At 40.6% G+C, this 19,648-nt stretch carries 17 protein-coding genes, 1 pseudogene and 1 riboswitch; of the genes and pseudogenes, 10 read left to right on the top strand and 8 right to left on the bottom strand.

Translation table 11 applies throughout. From position 1 onward, the window contains the following. Positions 1-220: 220 nt before the first annotated feature. Positions 221-1,552 (top strand): FAD-dependent oxidoreductase, encoded by a 1,332-nt coding sequence (locus CYJ36_RS14650; protein WP_101568003.1) that lies wholly within the window; start codon positions 221-223, stop codon positions 1,550-1,552. A gap of 369 nt (positions 1,553-1,921) precedes the next feature. Here the strand turns inward: CYJ36_RS14650 and thiC are convergent, their stop codons facing one another. Continuing rightward, complete coding sequence (gene thiC, locus CYJ36_RS14645) at positions 1,922-3,652, bottom strand: phosphomethylpyrimidine synthase ThiC (RefSeq protein ID WP_101568146.1); 1,731 nt, start codon at positions 3,650-3,652, stop codon at positions 1,922-1,924. Between the two features lie 99 nt (positions 3,653-3,751). Next, a riboswitch (TPP riboswitch) is annotated at positions 3,752-3,861 on the bottom strand. Positions 3,862-3,955: 94 nt separating this feature from the next. On the opposite strand from thiC, the gene CYJ36_RS14640 reads away from it, so the two are divergent. The 3 genes from CYJ36_RS14640 to CYJ36_RS14630 all read left to right on the top strand — a co-directional run bounded on the left by CYJ36_RS14640 (position 3,956) and on the right by CYJ36_RS14630 (position 7,040). After that, the gene (locus CYJ36_RS14640) at positions 3,956-4,141 is read left to right on the top strand and encodes a Ger(x)C family spore germination C-terminal domain-containing protein (protein ID WP_101568002.1); all 186 of its coding nucleotides are present in this window, start codon (positions 3,956-3,958) and stop codon (positions 4,139-4,141) included. Between the two features lie 137 nt (positions 4,142-4,278). Then, complete coding sequence (locus tag CYJ36_RS14635; RefSeq protein WP_101568001.1) at positions 4,279-6,123, top strand: PAS domain S-box protein; 1,845 nt, start codon at positions 4,279-4,281, stop codon at positions 6,121-6,123. Between the two features lie 14 nt (positions 6,124-6,137). Continuing rightward, positions 6,138-7,040 carry a hypothetical protein gene (locus CYJ36_RS14630; RefSeq protein ID WP_101568000.1) on the top strand — a complete coding sequence of 301 codons (903 nt, stop codon included), beginning with the start codon at positions 6,138-6,140 and terminating at the stop codon, positions 7,038-7,040. Positions 7,041-7,242: 202 nt separating this feature from the next. On the opposite strand, the pseudogene CYJ36_RS14625 reads toward CYJ36_RS14630, so the two are convergent. The 4 genes and pseudogenes from CYJ36_RS14625 to CYJ36_RS14610 form a co-directional block, all read right to left on the bottom strand. Further along, positions 7,243-7,344, bottom strand: a pseudogene (locus CYJ36_RS14625) (methionine sulfoxide reductase); the annotation flags it as partial. Positions 7,345-7,680: 336 nt separating this feature from the next. Further along, positions 7,681-8,187: a GNAT family N-acetyltransferase gene (locus tag CYJ36_RS14620; protein ID WP_101567999.1), complete on the bottom strand. Its 507-nt coding sequence runs from the start codon at positions 8,185-8,187 to the stop codon at positions 7,681-7,683. Between the two features lie 3 nt (positions 8,188-8,190). Continuing rightward, the gene (locus tag CYJ36_RS14615; RefSeq protein WP_101567998.1) at positions 8,191-8,481 is read right to left on the bottom strand and encodes a hypothetical protein; all 291 of its coding nucleotides are present in this window, start codon (positions 8,479-8,481) and stop codon (positions 8,191-8,193) included. Positions 8,482-8,500: 19 nt separating this feature from the next. Then, on the bottom strand, positions 8,501-9,187 hold the full coding sequence (locus CYJ36_RS14610; protein ID WP_101567997.1) for an HAD hydrolase-like protein: 687 nt from the start codon (positions 9,185-9,187) through the stop codon (positions 8,501-8,503). Positions 9,188-9,314: 127 nt separating this feature from the next. On the opposite strand from CYJ36_RS14610, the gene fumC reads away from it, so the two are divergent. Then, positions 9,315-10,700, top strand: coding sequence for a class II fumarate hydratase (fumC, locus tag CYJ36_RS14605; protein WP_101567996.1), 1,386 nt, complete (start codon positions 9,315-9,317; stop codon positions 10,698-10,700). A gap of 123 nt (positions 10,701-10,823) precedes the next feature. Here the strand turns inward: fumC and CYJ36_RS23720 are convergent, their stop codons facing one another. The 3 genes from CYJ36_RS23720 to CYJ36_RS14595 form a co-directional block, all read right to left on the bottom strand. Next, complete coding sequence (locus tag CYJ36_RS23720) at positions 10,824-10,976, bottom strand: hypothetical protein (RefSeq protein WP_180850335.1); 153 nt, start codon at positions 10,974-10,976, stop codon at positions 10,824-10,826. Between the two features lie 265 nt (positions 10,977-11,241). Further along, positions 11,242-12,579, bottom strand: coding sequence for a sensor histidine kinase (locus CYJ36_RS14600; RefSeq protein ID WP_101567995.1), 1,338 nt, complete (start codon positions 12,577-12,579; stop codon positions 11,242-11,244). Beyond that, complete coding sequence (locus tag CYJ36_RS14595) at positions 12,576-13,247, bottom strand: response regulator transcription factor (RefSeq protein ID WP_101567994.1); 672 nt, start codon at positions 13,245-13,247, stop codon at positions 12,576-12,578. Before CYJ36_RS14595 ends, CYJ36_RS14600 begins: the two co-directional genes overlap by 4 nt. Positions 13,248-13,394: 147 nt before the next feature. Between CYJ36_RS14595 and CYJ36_RS14590 the strand changes: the two genes are divergently transcribed. The 5 genes from CYJ36_RS14590 (at position 13,395) to hutP (ending at position 19,414) form a co-directional block, all read left to right on the top strand. Then, positions 13,395-14,654 (top strand): S1C family serine protease, encoded by a 1,260-nt coding sequence (locus CYJ36_RS14590; RefSeq protein ID WP_257962489.1) that lies wholly within the window; start codon positions 13,395-13,397, stop codon positions 14,652-14,654. A 136-nt stretch (positions 14,655-14,790) separates the two neighbouring features. Then, on the top strand, positions 14,791-16,062 hold the full coding sequence (locus CYJ36_RS14585; RefSeq protein ID WP_101567993.1) for an MFS transporter: 1,272 nt from the start codon (positions 14,791-14,793) through the stop codon (positions 16,060-16,062). Then, a complete protein-coding gene (locus tag CYJ36_RS14580; RefSeq protein WP_101567992.1) occupies positions 16,019-16,633 on the top strand; it encodes a TetR family transcriptional regulator in 615 nt (204 codons plus the stop codon). Before CYJ36_RS14585 ends, CYJ36_RS14580 begins: the two co-directional genes overlap by 44 nt. Positions 16,634-16,979: 346 nt before the next feature. Further along, positions 16,980-18,449: a UDP-N-acetylmuramoyl-L-alanyl-D-glutamate--2,6-diaminopimelate ligase gene (locus CYJ36_RS14575; RefSeq protein WP_101567991.1), complete on the top strand. Its 1,470-nt coding sequence runs from the start codon at positions 16,980-16,982 to the stop codon at positions 18,447-18,449. A 518-nt stretch (positions 18,450-18,967) separates the two neighbouring features. Continuing rightward, entirely contained in the window at positions 18,968-19,414 is a 447-nt protein-coding gene (gene hutP, locus CYJ36_RS14570; protein ID WP_101567990.1) for a hut operon transcriptional regulator HutP, read from the top strand. Positions 19,415-19,648 lie beyond the last annotated feature (234 nt).

The raw sequence follows: 19,648 nt of genomic DNA, 5'->3' as shown, positions 1-19,648 counted from the left end.
GAATCCTCACGTTCACTTTTCTGATTATTATAAAAATTTTACCATGACTAAAGAGTGATGAATAGGTATATAAAGGAAAAAAGAAATGTGAAAAACTTCACAATATCTCTTGCGTATTTTTAATTAAGGGAATATAATATGGATACAGGAAACATGTGAAGAACTTCACAATATTATGTGAAAACATTCACAAACATATTTTCAAGGAGGAACTACATTTATGAAAATCGCGGTTATTGGCTGTACACATGCTGGAACAGCAGCAGTATCTAATATGACGAAGCTTTATCCGGAAGCTGAAATTACTGTTTATGAAAAAAATGATAATGTTTCATTCTTATCTTGCGGCATCGCTTTATATGTAGGGGGAGTTGTTCAGGACGCACATGGTTTATTTTACTCCTCACCTCAAGAACTTGAGAACATGGGAGTCACGATGAAAATGAAGCATGCCGTAACCTCTATTGACGCGGAAGCCAAAACGCTGACTGCAAAGAATCTTGCAACAGATGAAATAATTGAGGATACCTATGACAAACTGGTCATGACAACGGGTTCCTGGCCAATTGTCCCGCCGCTCGAAGGGATTAAATTAAATAATATTGTTCTTTCTAAAAACTATAATCATGCAAATAATATCATTGAAAAAGCGAAAGATGCTCAGAAAATTACAGTCGTAGGAGCGGGGTATATCGGAATCGAGCTGGTAGAAGCATTTGAATCATACGGAAAAGACGTGACTTTAATTGATAGCGCAGACCGGATCCTAAGCAAATATTTAGATCCAGAATATACCGAGGTCATTGAAAATGATTTTAAAAACCGCGGCGTCACACTTGCTTTAGGCGAAACCGTCAGCAAATTTGAGGGTGAAAATGGCAATGTTACAAAAGTAGTGACAACGAAAGGCGATTACGAAACAGATCTTGTTGTTCTATGCATCGGATTTAAACCAAATACAGAGCTGCTTAAAGGTCAGGTTGATATGCTTGATAACGGGGCCATCATTGTTAATGAGTATATGCAAACAAGCAACAAGGATATATTTGCAGCAGGCGACAGCTGTGCCATCCTATACAATCCAACCGGTAAGCATGCTTATATTCCTTTAGCTACAAATGCCGTTCGCATGGGTACACTTGCTGCTAAGAATTTAGTTCAGAAATCGATAAAATATATGGGTACGCAAGGAACATCAGGCATCAAAATTTATGACAATAATATTGCTTCAACAGGAATGACAGAAACGGCTGCTTCTTTTTTGGATATGAATGTGAAAAGTATCACAATCTTAGAAAATGATCGTCCAGAATTTATGCCAACTTATGAACAAGTTACATTAAAGGTTGTGTATGAAGAAGACACAGGAAGAATAGTCGGAGCGCAAGTGATGTCAAAAGCAGATCTGACACAGTCTATCAATACATTATCTGTCTGTATCCAAAATGGAATGACAATTGAGGAACTGGGTTTTGTCGACTTCTTCTTCCAGCCTCATTACAACAAACCGTGGAACTTTTTGAATCAGGCTGGATTGCAGGCAATGCAGTAACATATGAAAACAGCGGAATGCGTGGATTCCGCTGTTTTTTTCTTCATCAGCATTGAAAGGTATTCGGCAATAATTAGGAGGCAGATGGAAAAAAGAAAGTATTTCTCTCAAATCGGAAAGTAATGTTCAAATCTTGGCAAGTAATAATGGCATTTCGGCAAGTAATTTCCCTCTCTGGAAAGTAAATCAGGTTTCGAACGGAAAATGAGTTATGAAACTGGCTGATTAAACCCGAATTCAGAATAAAAGCCTGAATAGCCAAATGTACCGATGAAAAAAATGCTAAAACCTAGTTGTTTCGCCGAAAACATTTTTCAGTGCTTTAACTCATAGGATGTATTTGTAAAACCAGTTGAAAGAGCATTTATTTTATTGATAAATAGCTGATCCGCTATCCACAAATTCCTTTGATTTTTGCCTTAGTCCGTCTTCAATTTCTTGATCACGGACTGTGTTTCTTAAGTCATGTGAAATTCTCATCGAGCAGAATTTAGGACCGCACATTGAGCAGAAATGAGCGGTTTTTGCTCCTTCAGCAGGCAGGGTTTCGTCGTGATATTCTTTCGCACGTTCAGGATCAAGGGAAAGATTGAATTGATCTTCCCAGCGGAATTCGAACCTTGCTTTGGACAAAGCGTCGTCTCTATACTGTGCATTTGGATGGCCTTTGGCGAGATCGGCTGCATGGGCCGCAATTTTATAGGCGATGACTCCTTCACGGACATCTTCTTTGTTTGGCAGTCCGAGATGTTCCTTCGGTGTGACATAGCAAAGCATGGCTGTGCCGAACCAGCCTATCATCGCTGCTCCGATCGCTGAGGTGATATGATCGTAGCCTGGTGCGATATCAGTTGTTAAGGGTCCAAGAGTATAAAAAGGTGCTTCCTGGCAAATTTCCTGCTGCTTCTCTACATTTTCACGGATCATGTGCATTGGAACATGTCCAGGACCTTCAATCATCACTTGAACATCATGCTTCCATGCGATTTTCGTCAGCTCTCCAAGTGTTTCAAGCTCAGCAAATTGTGCTTCATCATTTGCATCTGCAATCGATCCGGGGCGAAGGCCATCACCTAAAGAAATAGAAATGTCATATTGCTTTAATATTTCACAAATTTCCTCGAAGTGAGTGTAAAGGAAGTTTTCTTCATGGTGGGCTAAACACCATCCAGCAAGAATCGAACCGCCTCTTGATACGATTCCTGTTGTTCTCTTAATCGTGAGCGGAATATAGCGCAACAAGACCCCGGCGTGAATCGTAAAGTAATCGACTCCTTGTTCTGCTTGTTCGATTAAAGTATCTCGATAAACTTCCCATGTTAGATCTTCTGCAACTCCCTTCACTTTTTCAAGCGCCTGGTAAATAGGAACTGTGCCAACAGGGACAGGGGAATTCCGGATAATCCATTCACGGGTTGTGTGAATGTCCTTGCCTGTTGATAAATCCATGATGTTATCTGCGCCCCATTTGATCGCCCACGTCATTTTTTCCACCTCTTCTTGGATAGAAGAAGTCACGGCTGAATTTCCAATATTGGCATTGATTTTGACATGAAAGTTTTTGCCGATGATCATTGGTTCGCTTTCTGTATGATTGATATTTGCAGGAATGATGGCCCTGCCGCCCGCGACTTCACTTCGAATGAACTCAGGATCCATATTTTCACGAATCGCGATAAACTCCATTTCGGGTGTAATGATTCCTTTTCGTGCATAGTGAAGCTGAGTGACGTTTCTGCCTTTGCGGGCTTTTAGTGCTTTTCTATCAGCGGAAAATACATTCCCTTTATCCGTTTGGTTCACCTGATAGCCATTGTCCTCAGGTTTAATTGTTCGTCCAATGTATTCCTCGGCATCTTCGCGTTCGAGGATCCATTTTCTTCTGATTTCTGGCAGACCTTTATTAATATCAATGATTGCTTTTGAATCTGTATAAGGTCCACTCGTATCATACACAAGTACTGGTTCATTATCCTGTGACAAACTAATTTCCCGAAACGGAACGCGAATGTCCTCTCTTGATCCGATTTTGTACGCTTTTCTGCTGCCATCAAACTGTGTTTTAAATGCGAAATTCAATCTTAACTCCTCCTTGTAAATAGTTAGTAGGGTTTCGATCAAAACCTGCGAAAAGAATAGAAAAAGGGTTCTGCATGAACAGAACCCTTGGGACAGTATGTGTAAAAACCAAAAAGATTGGCCTACGCCACACTGCTTCCCTACGCTGGTATGACCCAGATCAGGTTCAAAGGGTCAAAGAATCATGTTCTTCTCTCAGTCCAGCATCATGGACTCCCCTAGCAGAATGAAAAAATATTCATTTGTTAGCAAATATAACAGCTAAAAGAAAAGGCTGCAAGTGATATTTTTCACAATTTAGAATTCTCCTGATAATATTGGGGTTTGCAATCAGAGGAAACAGCAGCTAAGCTTCAAGCAGCCAAATGCGACTTTTTTGGTATTGACAGAGAGCTTATTGCCTACCATCCAGCTATCTGGAAAAAGGTAAAATGGGACGAAGATTATCAAAATGGCCTGATTGAACCAAAGGTAAGTGTGGAAATAATCCATCATGGTATTATTAATTAAATGGCAATCAGCTCAGTTCAATCATACAATACGGGCCATTCCTATTTTAGGTTACTAGGGACTTCGGGCAGTACCTTATATTTTGAAAATTTGATATATTAAAGGTGTGACTGTATTTGGAGGAGGATGGACACATAATGAAGAATCTGGACCAGAATCATGAAGAGAAAGTCCTTTCTCAGGAAAAACTTGAGGATTTTAGACAGGTCTATCTTAACCAGCTTGAACACTCTCCTACAGCATTTTTGATACATGAAGGCCGGAAATGGAAGTACATAAATTCTGCTGCAATGAAACTATTAAAGATCACCTGTAAAAGTGAACTGATAGGAAAGCCGATTTGGAACCTGATCGATCCCCAATATAGAGAAACAATTGAACAGAGAATTACGGAAACGAATAATGGAGTAACGCCGTCTTCAATGGAACAAATTTGGTACACAAATGAAGGTCTGCCCATTGTTGTGGAAGTGACCAGTTTGCCAAGTGTATGGGGTGACAGCCTTTCAACACAGGTTATCATCAGAGATGCATCAAATAAGAAAAAATTAGAAAAGGAACATGAAGATACTATAAAAAAATTCCGGCTGATAACTGGAAATATGCGGGATATAGTCGGACTGCTTGACGACAATGGACTGTTTACCTACGTTTCACCCTCCTATAAAGAAGTGTTAGGGTATGATCTTTCAGAAACTGTAGGGGACAGTCCATTCCAGTTTGTGCACCCGGAAGATCGTGAACTCATTTCAGGACAATTTTATAAAATGTTCAAGGATCATAGCCAATTAACGGTCGAATATCGGTATTTATGCAAGGATGGTTCTTACGTATGGCTTGAGTCGCATGGGATTCCTGTCGCTGAAAATGAATCCTTAAAGCTTGCTATCGTGATTTCACGCAACATTACAAAGAGAAAACAAACGGAAGAAAAGCTGAGAAAGAGCGAAAGCAAGTATCGGATTATTTTAGAGCACAGCAACGATTTAATTTGCGTTGTCGATTTGGAAGGAAACTATAAATATGCATCACCCTCCTACGAAAAAATTCTTGGATACGATCCTGAGAGTATGGTAGGACAAAACGTATTCACTTATATTCATGAAGATGATAAAAAAATGGCTGAGGAAATTGTAGAACGGCTATTCACAACAAAAGAACCTTTTACAATCCCATATCACAAGGTAAGTAAATCAGGACAAGCTGTTTTGTTTGAGGGAAAGGGAATGGCGGTCCTAAACAAGCATGGGGAGCCGGAAAGCATAGTATTTATTTCAAGAGACATTACAGAAAAAAGAAAAGTTGAGGAGTATATGCGCAATTACGAAAAGCTCTCTGTATTAGGAGAGCTGGCAGCGGGAGTCGCGCATGAAATCCGGAATCCGCTCACATCCATAAAGGGCTTTTTTAAGCTATTAACCGAAAAAGAATGCGATCAGCAGGATCAAGAATACCAGAATGTCATCATAGAAGAGTTAAGCAGGATCGAGCAGATTATCAATGAGTTTATGGCTTTGGCCAGACCGCAGGCGGTTCATCTAAAAGAATCGGCTGATATCGTGCAGCTCCTTAAAGATACGGTTATTCTGTTAAATCCTGAAGCTGCATTAAAGAACGTTCACTTTGATCTGCAATTTGATTCTGATGGTTCTTATATAGAATGCGAAAAAAATCAAATGAAGCAAGTTTTCATAAATGTCATGAAAAATGCTATCGAAGCAATGCCAAATGGGGGTACCCTAAAAATAAAGGGGCAAGAAAAGGAGCTTGTATCGTATCAGCTTACCTTTGAGGATAATGGAACAGGAATCGATGAACACCGATTAAAAAAGTTGGGAACTCCTTTCTTTACAACAAAAGAAAAAGGCATTGGACTTGGGCTTACGATCAGCAATAAAATCATTACAGATCATAAAGGACAATTTAAGATGGAAAGCGAAATTGGCAAAGGGACAAGGGTTATAATTACACTGAAGAAATAATGGGGGTCAGGATAATGAAGCTGTTTACAAACGAACAATTTCATAAAGCTCGTACATTTATGCTTGAAAAAGCACGCAAGGTTGACCGGGCATTATATCTTTTTGAGTTTGAGAATGGGGCAAAAGAAGATGTCATAACAGAATTAGAGGTATTTCAAAATCGTGATGGCGGCTTTGGAAATGGGCTTGAACCAGATTTTAGATGCGAGGAATCATCGGCTATGGCTTCAACAATTGGCTTGCAGTACTTATCAAGAGTCAAAGCAGATGAGGGGGACGCGATTCTTAAAGATGTCATCGCCTATTTCCTTCAGACATACCAAAAGGACATCCCAGGCTGGGAAAAAGTGCCGCCTGAAGTGGAATCAGCACCAAGGGCACCTTGGTGGAACTACCAGCAGGGAGGATCAGATTGGGGAAATCCAAATGCTGAAATCCTCGGCTATTTTTACGAGTATAAGAGTTTGATCCCTGCAAATCGATTATCGGGGCTTACAGATTACGCCATCAGCCATCTTCAAAACCAAAAGGAATATGAATTTCATGAATTGCTGTGCTACCTAAGACTAGCAGATAAAGCATCCCAAGATATTCTCCGTGAAATGACACCTTATTTGGATGAATTTGTAAACAAATGCATTGTCGAGAATCCGGAAAACTGGGGCGGGTATGGGCTGCAGCCTGCAGGCGTTATCCACTCTCCAAACTCCAGATATTATCCGTTATTTGCAGAAAGCACAGAACAAAACATAGATGCCATCATTGACCAGCAAACGGAGGATGGCAGCTTTGAACCAAACTGGTCATGGGGACAATACGAAGACACATGGCTCCTTGCAAAGGAAGAGTGGAAGGGCTGGATCACACTTGAGAAATTAAGACTGCTGCGTGAATTTAACCGAATTGAGGGATTATAAAAAAACTTCAGTGCTTCCGCTGAAGTTTTTTACTTAATACCCCAGCGAGACATAGGGTTCCAAGGATCATCAACCAATATCTCAACAATCCCATTCCGAATGGTGCCCTAGAAACCGGGAAAAGTGAAATGCAGGTCCCCAATAGAGCGATATGGTGCCTTTTCAGACACAGAGAAAGCCCCCGTTTTCCACGGATGTATTTCTAAAATAATTTGATAAACTCCTCATATCCTTCTTTCTCCAGGTCTTCACCAGGTACAAAACGCATTGCAGCTGAATTCATACAATACCTTAGTCCTGTTGGCTTTGCTTGAACGGCAGTACTGCCTGCTGATCTCGTGAATAAAGCTTCTCCGCCCTTGAACAGCACAAATGTAAGAATTGGAATCAGCACGATTGACATGATAATCTTCACACTTCTTTTTTTCAATCATCCCATCCTTTACATGTTTAAAAAGGAAACGTGTCAGCAGTTAAATAGGATCATTTAGTCTTCCTCTTTATCGTACAAAATTTGAGGATTCATGAACAGCTTTAACGCTCCAGACATCTTTGATATGCAGAGGCAGGCATTCAAAAAAACTTGTTTGTGAACACATAAAAAAACGGGTGATAAACGTTGCGTCTATCACCCTGTCCATTAAATGCTTCTTATGTAGCGTATGCTTTTATATGTTTCATTTTTGACATTTCCAAATCTTTCCAGTTCTTCTTGAAAAGTAAAGCCGCGAGCCTCGTAGAATGGAATGCCTAAATCGTTTCCTTTTGCTACAGAGACTCTCTGTTTGGATGCGCCATATTTTTTTTGATCCTCTGTTATGGCGTTTAAAAGAAGGGTTCCGATCCCTTCTCCGCGTCTCTTTGGATCAAGGTAAAGGACATAAAGTTCAGCTGTCGTATCATCAGCCATCCCGCCTCCGCCTGCACCAACCACATGATTATGTTCAATAGCAGCAAACCAGCCATTCCAATAGCGGCTATGCTTGATAACTTCATCAGAAATGCGCTTTTCATTGTAAAACTCTTCAATTACTCTATCAATATAATTAGAGCTGTGTGAGTGTTGGTACGTGTTCCTATACCCATCACTGCAGACTTGGATGATGCCATGGACATGTTCCGGTTTTCCTTTTAGAACCGTAATCACCCATTAATCCTTCACATGGTTTTTTACTCTTCGGGAATAAAAGCTGAAAATAAATACTACCATGGCACAAGCAGAACCTGCCATAACGAACATTCCGTCAAACGTGTTGTGACTGCCTGTTAGTTGCCACAATTTAAATGGAATGACCAGAACGACGATGCTGATAATTATACCTAAATAAATTTTGAGGATATTTTCACTCGTATTTTTACTTGAACCTTTCAGCTTTGCAAGTGAATCTAAAACAAAGACCAAGAGCAGCAATGCTGCTATCAAAATGAAAAAATTTCCCATTATTTCACCTCATTTATAGTTAAACAAACGTTTGATTAAGCTGTGTATTTTCTTGTTGCAGCAAGGACTTTTTTAGTTCGCTCACCGATAGTGCAATGATATCCGGTTCAGCTGAACAGATTTCTTCTTTTGACCCATATCCATACAAAACGCCAATCGATGAGATGTCATTTTGTTTAGCGCCGATTAAATCATGCACACGGTCACCAATCATGACGATCTCGGGTTTTGATATATTCGGATAATGTTTTAAAACCTCTGCGATAATTTCTGATTTAGCTGTTCTTGTGCCATCGAGATGGCTTCCGACAACTCTATCAAAAAAGGAATCCATTTTAAAATGGGAAAGTATTTTTTCCGCAAAGATTGTTGGTTTCGATGTAGCAACAGTGAGGATTATCTTTTCATGCTGCAAGGCTTCAAGCAGGTCAATCATTCCAGGATAAACCTCATTTTCATACATACCCTTCTGCGTAAAATATTCTCGGTAGTATTGAATGGCTTCGCTGGTCCTCTGTTTGTCAAATTTTAATTGTGTTTTGAACGATTCTTGAAGTGGAGGGCCAATAAATGGTTTCAAATCAGCGGGCTGGGGTACTTCACAATTCAAAGCTCTTAATGCGTACATAATGGAATGGATGATTCCTGATCCCGGATCTGTCAGTGTTCCGTCTAAATCAAACATTACGAGCTTATAAGGATGCATGGCCATACCTCCGCCGTTTTTCTATATTTTATCAAAAAAATTGGAAGAGGATAGGGGTCTTAAAAAGGTTTATATGAACTTTTCTTGAATAAAAAGAGTAACGGAAAAAAATACGGAGGTGGACTAAATGGAATTTCGAATTGAAAAGGATACAATGGGCGAGATAAAAGTTCCTGCAGATAAATTTTGGGGAGCACAGACCCAGCGGAGCAAAGAGAACTTTAAAATTGGAGCTGAAAGAATGCCGCAGGAACTGATTGAAGCATTTGCAATATTGAAAAGAAGTGCAGCAAAAGTCAATAAACAACTGGGAAAACTGAGCGAGGAAAAAGAAAAAGCGATTGTAAAGGTTTGTGATGACATTCTCAGCGGTAAGCTGAATGATCATTTTCCCCTAGTTGTTTGGCAAACGGGAAGCGGAACGCAAAGCAATATGAATGTAAATGAAGTGATAGCGAATAGGGGCAATGTTTTCCTTGAAGGCAGCAATCAAGCCATTCATCCTAACGACGATGTGAATATGGGGCAAAGCTCAAATGATACCTTTCCGACTGCGATGCATGTATCAGGAGTGATAGCGGTATTAGATACACTCGTTCCTGCGATTGATAAACTGTATTTAACACTAGCAAACAAAGCGAAGGAAAACGAAGAGGTTGTCAAAATCGGCCGAACCCACCTGCAGGACGCAACACCGCTCACGTTGGGCCAGGAAATAAGCGGCTGGGTCCATATGCTGCAAAAATCAAAGGATATGATCCTCCTGTCGATCGAAAAAATGCGGGATCTTGCTATAGGCGGAACAGCAGTTGGTACAGGGATCAACGCTCATCCTGATTTCGGAAGGCTCGTTGCTGAGGAAATCAGTCTGTATACAGCAACAAAATTCCGTACTTCGGAAAATAAGTTTCACGCACTGACAAGCCATGATGAAATCGTCTTTGTACATGGAGCATTAAAAGGGCTGGCTGCTGATTTAATGAAAATTGCAAACGATGTCAGATGGCTTGCAAGCGGTCCAAGGTGCGGGATCGGTGAAATCACCATTCCTGAAAATGAACCAGGTAGTTCTATTATGCCTGGAAAAGTAAACCCGACGCAAAGTGAAGCGATCACAATGGTAGCTGCACAAGTGATGGGCAATGATGCGACCATCGGATTTGCAGCGAGCCAGGGCAATTTCGAACTGAATGTATTTAAACCTGTCATTATGTACAATTTCCTGCAGTCTGTAAGATTGCTAGCAGATTCCATTCATTCCTTTAATGACCACTGTGCGATCGGGATCAAACCAAATTTGGAAGTGATTGATAAATATTTGAATGAATCACTTATGCTTGTTACAGCTTTAAATCCACATATTGGCTATGCAAATGCAGCGAAAATTGCGAAGGAAGCCCATAAAGATGGGAACACTCTAAAGGAAGCGGCACTAAAACTCAATTTACTGACAGAAGAAGAGTTTGATGAGTATGTGAATCCGCTTGATATGATTGGACCTCGGGGAGAGTAGGCAAAAGGTTATCCACGTTCTGGGTACGCCGAAACATAGGCTGATAAACAAAGAGAGAATGTTTCAACACGTTTCTAATAAGTCTTCTCGTATCCTATGAAAAAACAGCTAACTATTGGAGATTTACCATAAAGGCTTGTCTTCCTCAATATATTCATAATAATAAGGAGACAGCAGGACTGAGATGATTCCAGCAATGAGGATGAGTGTAATTCTCCCGGCGGTTGGCGCACCGATCATCGTTCCAGTTAAACTCGCTGCAACAATAGGAATCACTATGAAGAGAGTACCTTTGGATCCAGAATTAGGTGTCGGATACAGGTTAAAATCCGAGTGAATTTAAGATTGTGATATTATTGTACCATTATTCAGATTTTACAAATTGATATTTTGGTTTTCGCTTATAAACTGATAAAGCCTTGAATTACACTGATAAACTCTGGATTTACACTGATAAAACTTTCAAATAGCCCTATTGCTCTATAAATCAAAGGAAAGAGCCCATCAAGCGGGCCTTTCTGTTTACAAACAGCTATATTTCTTATCTTGCGGGTACTTTTACATAAAACGTACTCATTCCACCCTCATTCACAGCCCAAACGGTTCCATGATGAAGTTCAGCAATTCGTTTTACAATGTTCAATCCCAAGCCGAATTCGCCATCGCTGCCTTTATGGAATGGTTCAAATAAATGCGGCAGGATATTTTCATCAATTGGCGGTCCGTCGTTCCAAATTTTAAGCAGGACATCATTTCCCTTTTTGTTTAACCTTACGCCAATGATGGAATGAGCATATCTAAGCTGATTCTCATACAGGTTTTCGAGAAGTTTTACCCATAGTTCTTCATCGTCGTAAATAACAGCACGTTCAAGGTCTATTTCAAAGTCAAGCTCCTGGCGTGACCATTTCATCCGTTCTATGACATGATGAATCGTAACATTCAGTTCAAATCCTGATTTATTTGAGTTTCTTGATGATAAGTAATCCAGTTTCGTGATATAAAGCAAATCCTTGATTTTTTTCTCAAGGCGTTCTGATTCTTCTTCGATGACGTCCATCGTACTTGCTAAATCACCTTTCGGATAAATGCCGTCATTCACGGATTTTGCATATCCGCGAATGACCATGACAGGAGTTTTTAAGTCATGAGAAATATTTTGCAGCAGGGTCCGTTGGGCTTCATCTTTTTGAACAAGTCTTTTCCTCATATGTTCAATCGTTTCTCCCAGTTTTCCGATTTCATCGCTTCTATCAAGGATAACAGGTTCGTGCCAATCCTCATTCGATATCCGCTTGACATCTTTTTCAAGAGACACCAATGGCCGCGATAAATACTTTGCAAGCCAAATCGAAGGAATCCAGCTGAAAAGAAACACGATGATCATCACTAACACCAGCTGTTTGAATAAAGTCAAAACGAGATCATTTCGGTAGGAATCCCACGCATATGAAAGGAGAAAGGCTGATTCACCATTATATGAAACTTTTTTTATGACAAAAAAGAGCCTTTCATCATTTATCTCTCTTGAATATTCTTCTGTGATAGCTTCCTGCTTCGAAGCTAAAAATTGGGTTTCCTGAAGAAACTTTGTCGGCAATTTTTTCTGGTTATTGATAAATGGTGCACTCTCAGGAAGAATAAGATGCTGAACAGAACGATCCGGAGATAGCTTTTTATTGAATGGATTCATACCGCCATCGCCTTGAAGCTGATATTCAGTTAAAATGTGCTGTTCATTTTCGATTGTCGTATAAATTTCATTTGTGAAAAAATTCCGCAGTGTGGTTGGGAAAATAATCATCAGCAATATAGAAATGACGAGCAGAATTCCTGAAATGACAACCCATATTTGAAACGTCAGTGATTTATTTTTCATTCTCCAGTCAGCATCCTGTATCCATATCCGTAGATGGTTTCGATTTTTAAATCAGGCATCTTTTTCCGCAGGCGCCTGACGAGATCGTCAACTACCCGGTCTGTTCCAAAGTAATCGCTTCCCCAAATGTGCTCAATCATTTGCTCGCGTGAAAAGGCCTGGCCTTTATTGTGTAAAAACAGGAGCAATAAATCAAATTCCTTTGAGGTTAAATTTAAGTTTTCCCCATTTAGGGAGACGGCCCGCACTTTTTCATCAATTGTGTAAGGAGGGAGCTGCACACTTGTTTTTACTGTACTTGATTCGTAAACACGGGTCAGAAGCTTTTGTACACGGATGACTAGTTCTCTGGGAAGGAATGGCTTTGAAATGTAGTCATCACTTCCAAGCTCCAGCCCTAAAACCCGGTCAATATCCGTATCTCTTGCTGAAATAAAAATAACAGGAGTATCTGGTGCAGCTGCTTTTATTTCTTTTATTAATTGATATCCGTCAACATCAGGAATCATAATATCGAGAACCCAAAGATGGGGAGCTTCATGAATGGCCTGGCGTGCTTTTTCCCCATTTGTAAATGAGGTTATATTCCAGCCTTCTTTTTCGAGGTATTTTGTTAATAAATCATTTAAATTCTGTTCGTCTTCTACGAGAAAAATAGAATAAGACAATCTGATTCACACTCCTTCTTACACGTCATTATACAACGTCTTTCCTGATATGGTCATCATTTGACAATTTCCCATAATCTTTTCATCTTTCTCCCAAAAAGATTATTTATAGTAGGGTTAACAAAGAAAATACTAGGAGGAAGTAAAATGGGATATTACGATGATACAGAACGGAAAGATACATTATTGGATAAAGATTCTCGTGAAATCATGGTCAGAACACAGCCGCAAAAAAAGCCATCAAGATGGAAAGGAATTATGTCATCGGTCATCAGCGGTGTTGTCGGCGGAGCGCTTGTGCTTGGAGTTCAGCCTTTCTTTGATGATGAGACAGGCAGCAATGAACCTTCATATTCCATTGATTCTAATACGACAGAAGAAAACGATTCAAATCCAGTGAATACACAGCCGATCAGTCAAACGAGCGATATTGCGGATATGGTGGAAAAACTAACGCCGGCAATCGTCGGGATATCAAATAAACAGCAGCAACAGCAAGGATTTGGCGGCGGAACCCAGGATGCTGAGGCTGGAACGGGGTCAGGTGTTATTTTCAAAAAAGATGGAGATACAGCTTATATCATTACTAATAATCATGTAATTGAAGGTGCAAACAGCATTGAAATCTCTTACTCAGATGGAGAAAAGTCTCAGGCTGAACTTGTTGGGGCCGATCCTTTAACAGATATGGCTGTCCTGAAAATCGACAGCAAATATGCAAAAGCGGTTGCTGACTTTGGTGATTCAGGCCAGCTCCGTGCCGGTGAAAGAGTTGTTGCAATCGGAAACCCGCTAGGTCTTGATTTCTCCCGTACAGTAACAGAAGGCATCATTAGCGGAACAGACCGTACGATTCCAATCTCGACTTCTGAAGGAAATTGGGAGCTAAATGTTATCCAGACAGATGCTGCGATTAATCCGGGTAATAGCGGAGGACCGCTTCTGAATATGAACGGTCAGGTCATTGGAATCAACAGCCTGAAAATCAGCCAGGATGGTGTTGAAGGATTGGGATTTGCGATTCCAAGCAACGACCTGCAGCCCATCGTCGATGAACTATTAGAAAAAGGAAAAATAGACCGCCCATTCTTAGGGGTCGGATTGCTGGACCTAAGCGAAGTGCCGGAGCAATACCGCACAAACACACTTCAGCTGCCAAATGAGGTTACAGAGGGAGTGTTCGTCCAAGGTGTGAGTCCATCTTCACCAGCTTCTGAGGCTGGCATGCAGGAAGGTGATGTCATCGTGTCAATGAACGGCACTGAAATAAAGAATTCAAATGAACTTCGGAAATTCCTCTACTCACAAACAAGCATTGGCGATGAAATCGAAGTTGAATTTTACCGCCAGGGAGAGAAGGTAACCGAGAAAGTGACTCTGTCTCAAAAAGAGGTTGTGAATAGTTAATACAGATTCCAAAGCGGCTTCAAATATCGAAGCCGCTTTTTTCCACTATTTAGAAATAGGGATTGAAAACCGACACTTATGTCGTTTATAATAACGACATAAGTGTCGGTTTTATTTCGAATAGGGAGAGGACAATATGGCAGATGCCAGAGGGTTACTAAAGAACAAATCGTATCTTTACTTGATTTCGTCACAAGCTGTTTCAAGCCTTGGGGATTGGCTTGATATGCTGGCCATTTTTGCTTTGGTCGGATTAAAATGGGAAGCTGGTTCATTTGAGATGGCGATGACAGGAATGGCCATGTTTGCACCAATGATTGTACTTAGTCCATTTTGCGGTGTTCTTGCCGATCGGTATGATCGGAAAAAGCTCATGATTTTTTCAGATGTTATAAGAGCGGCAGTTGTCGTTGGCTTTGTTTTTGCTCCATCGCTGCCTTATCTTCTTGTTCTGCTGGTGATGAAAAGCGGATTTGGAGCCCTGTTTGATCCAGCAAAGAATGGGAAAATAAAGGAGATCGTAGACGGAGATCATATGCAGCAGGCCGTTTCCATTAGCGGAATCATTGAAAATGGAAGTAAAATCATTGGACCAGTGATTAGTGGAATCCTGGTTTCAACAGCAGGAGTTTATTGGGCATTTTACTTAGATGCATTAACGTTCGTTGTTTCTGCTCTCCTGTTAATCAAAGTGCCGAAAAGTAAATTTTTGATGGAAAAGCATGAAGGAGATACTGGCTTTATGCTTTGGAAGCAAATGAAGGAAGGTTTGTTCGTTTTACAAAAAACTAAACTCGTTTTTACAGGTTTATGGATCTTGTGCCTTACCTTGCTTGTTATCCAAATTATTGACACTCAGCTTATGATTCTTTTAAGAGAAATTGAAAATGTGAACCCTGTTTCTCTTTCTGGTATTGCTATCGCGGCAAATGGAATAGGAATGCTCGTTTTCTCCATCTTCCTGACCAGATTGAAAATACCAGCTCTATTGCCCTATCTTGGGATGGGGGCGCTAATTTTAGGAATATGTATTGTAACAATGCCGCTTTCGATTCATCTGCCAATTACTGTGATATGGATCATGTTTCCAATCGGATTTTTCCTGAGCGGAATTGCAGCAGGTGCTATTTTCATTCCCTTTCAGCTCTCTGTTCAAAAAGCTGTGCCGGTAGAGTATACAGGCCGGGTTTTTGGTACAATTGATGGGATGACAACTTTGGCTGCATTGATTGGCATGGTTGGTGGAGGAATACTCGCTGAACGATTCGGTGCTGTGTTTGCTTATCTTTTTTCAGGAACACTCCTCATTGCAGTAGGAACCATTACAATGCTTGCCAAAAATAGACTAGAAGGCGGGAAAGTCAGTGCCAAAGGTGAGCGAAACGTACAAGGAGAAACGCCGGCTTGAACTGCTTCAAAAAGCTGAAAAGGTATTTATAGCAAAAGGCTTCAGTTCTACAACAATGTCAGACATAGTGGAAGCATCGGGTTTGAGCCGCGGCGGAGTCTATCATTATTTTTCCAGCACAGATGAGATCTTCAGAGCCATTATTGAAGAGGATGACAGAGGGGGAAAGCTGTATTTCAGCAATCTTGCTGCCAAACACAAAAGTGTGTGGGAGGCCATTGAACATCATCTTGAGGAATATAAAAAGGCCCTTCAACATGCAGAGGAAGACCTCGGTATCGTGAAAATAGAATATTTTATGATGGGTTGGCGTGATCAAGAAAGAAAAAGCTATATTAGCAAACGATTTGGCCTTTGGAATGAAATGTTTTCTGGCTTGATTCAGACCGGTGTGGAACGCGGAGAATTTAAGCCGCTCCAGCCGGTTGATACGATTGCCTTATTTATGATTAATGTGCTTGATGGCATTCACCTCCAGACTCTGATTATTGGACATGAACAGTATGAAGCAAAAGGGCAAATAGATTCATTGCGATTCTATTTGAAAACAGCCTTGCAAGTTAATGAGTAAAAATCAGTCCACAGCTAAATGCTGTGGATTTTTGGTATGGTTTTTTAAGAGGTAATTGACAGAGCGGTCAGAAACCCGGTGTAAGCGGTTAAAAACCATTGGGTCATAAATACAAGACAAGCAGTCAGAATTAGGTTCGAACGGTCACAAATTAATTCTGTAATTTTTCACCCATAACTATTCCACAATAATTATCCAGCATTTTCTTTCCGCACCTTCCCTCATAAAACCGGAATCATTTCGAACAAATATGATAACACAAAATCATGGCTCGCAAATAACATTGCAGCTAGTTACATAAAATAATCAAAACATAAATGGATGCCATTATATAAGGAGCACAACGATGAACTTACAACTTTTACTAGGGGAGATCGGTCATCCTGCTAGAACAGAGGGTGGCATGGAAACAGTTGATATAAAAGGAATCGAGGCTAATTCTTCGATGGTTGAAGAAGGCTATTTATTTGTGGCCATTACAGGATATGAAAGAGACGGACATGATTTTATTCAGGACGCAATCAGCAGAGGGGCAGCTGCTATTATTGGGGAGAAAGATATACATGATTTACCGGTTCCTTATACTAAGGTAGAGAATAGCCGGGATGCCCTCGCTAAGCTTGCCGCGGGTTTTTATGATTTTCCTTCAAAGAAACATCTCATGATCGGAATTACGGGCACCAACGGGAAAACAACGACTTCGTTTATGCTGCGGCATATCCTTGAACGTGCCGGCTACTCATGTGCATTGTTTGGAACGGTTCATAATGTGATAAATGGAAAAACGTACGATTCAAAGAATACGACTCCTGATTCACTTGATTTGCAGCGTTTGCTCGCTAAAAGCAATGATGAGATTGTCATTATGGAAGTATCTTCGCACGGCTTGGCACAAAAAAGGCTTGAAGGCATCGAATATGATATCGGCCTGTTTACAAATCTTGCTCATGAGCATTTGGATTTTCATGATACGATTGAAGAATATTTCGAAGTGAAGCAGCTGCTTTTTTCTAAGTTAAAACATGGAGGACAAGCTATCATCAGTACACATGATGAGTGGGGAGTGAAGCTTGCAAGTATATTAAAACAGCGGGATATTCAAGTATCGACTTTTGGGAAATCGCTTGAAGACGATCTTATTTTTGATTCAGACAGTGATGTTCACTGTTCTGATTTTGACTTGAATGAAGGGGGCCATCAGCTTCATTTTCAGATGACGATTCCAGGTCTGCATAATATCTATAATGCATCGATGGCCTATCTTACTGGCAGAAAGATAGGGATTGATTCTGACCGGCTAAGAGAAGCATTCCAATCGTTTCCTGGCGTGCCGGGAAGATTTGAAATGTACAGTCATCCTAAAGATGCAACAGCAGTTATTGATTACGCCCATACGGCAGATGCTTTTTCTTACTGTCTAAAAACAGCAAGGGATTGCGGAGCAAAACGGATTCTTCATGTGTTTGGCTTCAGAGGAGACCGTGATGAAAGCAAACGTGCGGAAATGATGGAGATTTCCTCAGCAATAAGTGACTGCACGTTTTTAACTTTAGATGACCTGAATGGCATCGATAAAGATGAAATGATCGCTGAGTTGGAAAAGTACTGTAAAATGTCAGGGAAAGAGACAAATCAAGTGATACCTGACAGAACGCTTGCGATAAAAAAGGCTTGGGATACCGCCGAAGCTGGAGATTGGATTCTCGTGACAGGAAAAGGGAGTGAATTGTATAAAGAAGAATATGCACTTCCATCCAAATCTGATCAGGAAACCTTCGCATTGTTACTTGATCAAAATAAAATAGCAGCAACCTAAAAAATAAACGCGAAGAGGTTATTCTCTGCGCGTTTATTTTTGTAAAGGGCATTTGACATTCGAAAGTAATGTAAAGCTTCCTATACGTAAAGGGAGCTTTACAAGGGTGGCTGAACAGCATGAAAAACAGGATTAAAGATTTGCGTGCTGTTTGGGGTGTAAGTCCGTGCTGCTGTTATTTTATCAATCATTTTATTGGTTCACTTAGGCGGATGCGCTATTTCTAAAATTATCCTTTCTGTGAAATTAAGCAGCGTGTCAGTTGATGAGAAGCAATACAATGCTTGACTCTCATATACGATAGCTGGATGGAATTGGTGCTGCTATTTTTCTAATGACTTCATTACTTACAGGAGATTGGAAATTTTTCATATTTAGCGTGCCATCCGTCATCATTGTGATTCTCGCGGCAAATTTTTCAAAAGAAGCCCAGAGTATCTTGACATAAATCAGTTTCAATCATACACTAACAGTAGACATTAGTTTATCAGAAAATTCAGTATGAAGTGAGAATAGATATGAGCATACAACCAGATCACCGAATTGGAAAAAATGCAATGCAGCTCGTTCTTCTTGGAGAAGATGATAGTCATTACGGAGAACTGCTGACACAGCAGGGGTTCCAATTTTGTCAGGGAAAAACGGGTTCAATGGAGACGCATAAAGTAGTGGCGGCCATTGAAACTGCGGCAAAGCGTTCTGGCGTTATTTCAGCTGAAGGGTATCGTGAAACACATTCGCTTTATCATGCCATCATGGAAGCGCTTCATGGCGTGACGAGGGGCCAGGTTCAGCTTGGAAGTGTACTGCGGACCGTTGGTTTGAGATTTGCCATCGTAAGAGGAAAGCCTTACGCAGCAGAAGCGGAAGGTGAATGGATTGCAATTGCTCTTTATGGCACAATAGGTGCTCCTGTTAAGGGATCAGAGCATGAGGCAATGGGTTTGGGAATTAATCATATATAAGATGCGCCCATAGTTATGAGATAGCAGGGGGCTGTATCGGTAGAAAACACTGTTTAGAGTGTTTCTATTGGTATGGCCTCCTTTTTGTTTTTCATTTGGCTCTTTTCGGTTGTTGCTTTTCGGGTCGTATTCCGTGCATTCAATTTTTATATCCGAGTCAATTCTAAAAGTTTTAGCAGAAAAGACCGAGGCGTAACGATGCATTTGACGAAAAAATAGCACGCTATTCGAAAA

The sequence above is a fragment of the Bacillus sp. UMB0893 genome, from assembly GCF_002858905.1.
Classification (GTDB): domain Bacteria; phylum Bacillota; class Bacilli; order Bacillales; family Bacillaceae; genus Bacillus_P.
This window is presented reverse-complemented; position numbering and strand designations above follow the sequence as displayed.

Excerpts from the sequence above, each read along its gene's own strand:
- CYJ36_RS14650 (WP_101568003.1), top strand. The coding sequence starts at position 221 with ATGAAAATCGCGGTTATTGGCTGTACACATGCTGGAACAGCAGCAGTA.
- CYJ36_RS14635 (WP_101568001.1), top strand. The coding sequence starts at position 4,279 with ATGAAGAATCTGGACCAGAATCATGAAGAGAAAGTCCTTTCTCAGGAA.
- CYJ36_RS14630 (WP_101568000.1), top strand. The coding sequence starts at position 6,138 with ATGAAGCTGTTTACAAACGAACAATTTCATAAAGCTCGTACATTTATG.
- CYJ36_RS14615 (WP_101567998.1), bottom strand. The coding sequence starts at position 8,481 with ATGGGAAATTTTTTCATTTTGATAGCAGCATTGCTGCTCTTGGTCTTT.
- CYJ36_RS14610 (WP_101567997.1), bottom strand. The coding sequence starts at position 9,187 with ATGCATCCTTATAAGCTCGTAATGTTTGATTTAGACGGAACACTGACA.
- fumC (WP_101567996.1), top strand. The coding sequence starts at position 9,315 with ATGGAATTTCGAATTGAAAAGGATACAATGGGCGAGATAAAAGTTCCT.
- CYJ36_RS14600 (WP_101567995.1), bottom strand. The coding sequence starts at position 12,579 with ATGAAAAATAAATCACTGACGTTTCAAATATGGGTTGTCATTTCAGGA.
- CYJ36_RS14590 (WP_257962489.1), top strand. The coding sequence starts at position 13,395 with ATGGGATATTACGATGATACAGAACGGAAAGATACATTATTGGATAAA.
- CYJ36_RS14585 (WP_101567993.1), top strand. The coding sequence starts at position 14,791 with ATGGCAGATGCCAGAGGGTTACTAAAGAACAAATCGTATCTTTACTTG.
- CYJ36_RS14575 (WP_101567991.1), top strand. The coding sequence starts at position 16,980 with ATGAACTTACAACTTTTACTAGGGGAGATCGGTCATCCTGCTAGAACA.
- hutP (WP_101567990.1), top strand. The coding sequence starts at position 18,968 with ATGAGCATACAACCAGATCACCGAATTGGAAAAAATGCAATGCAGCTC.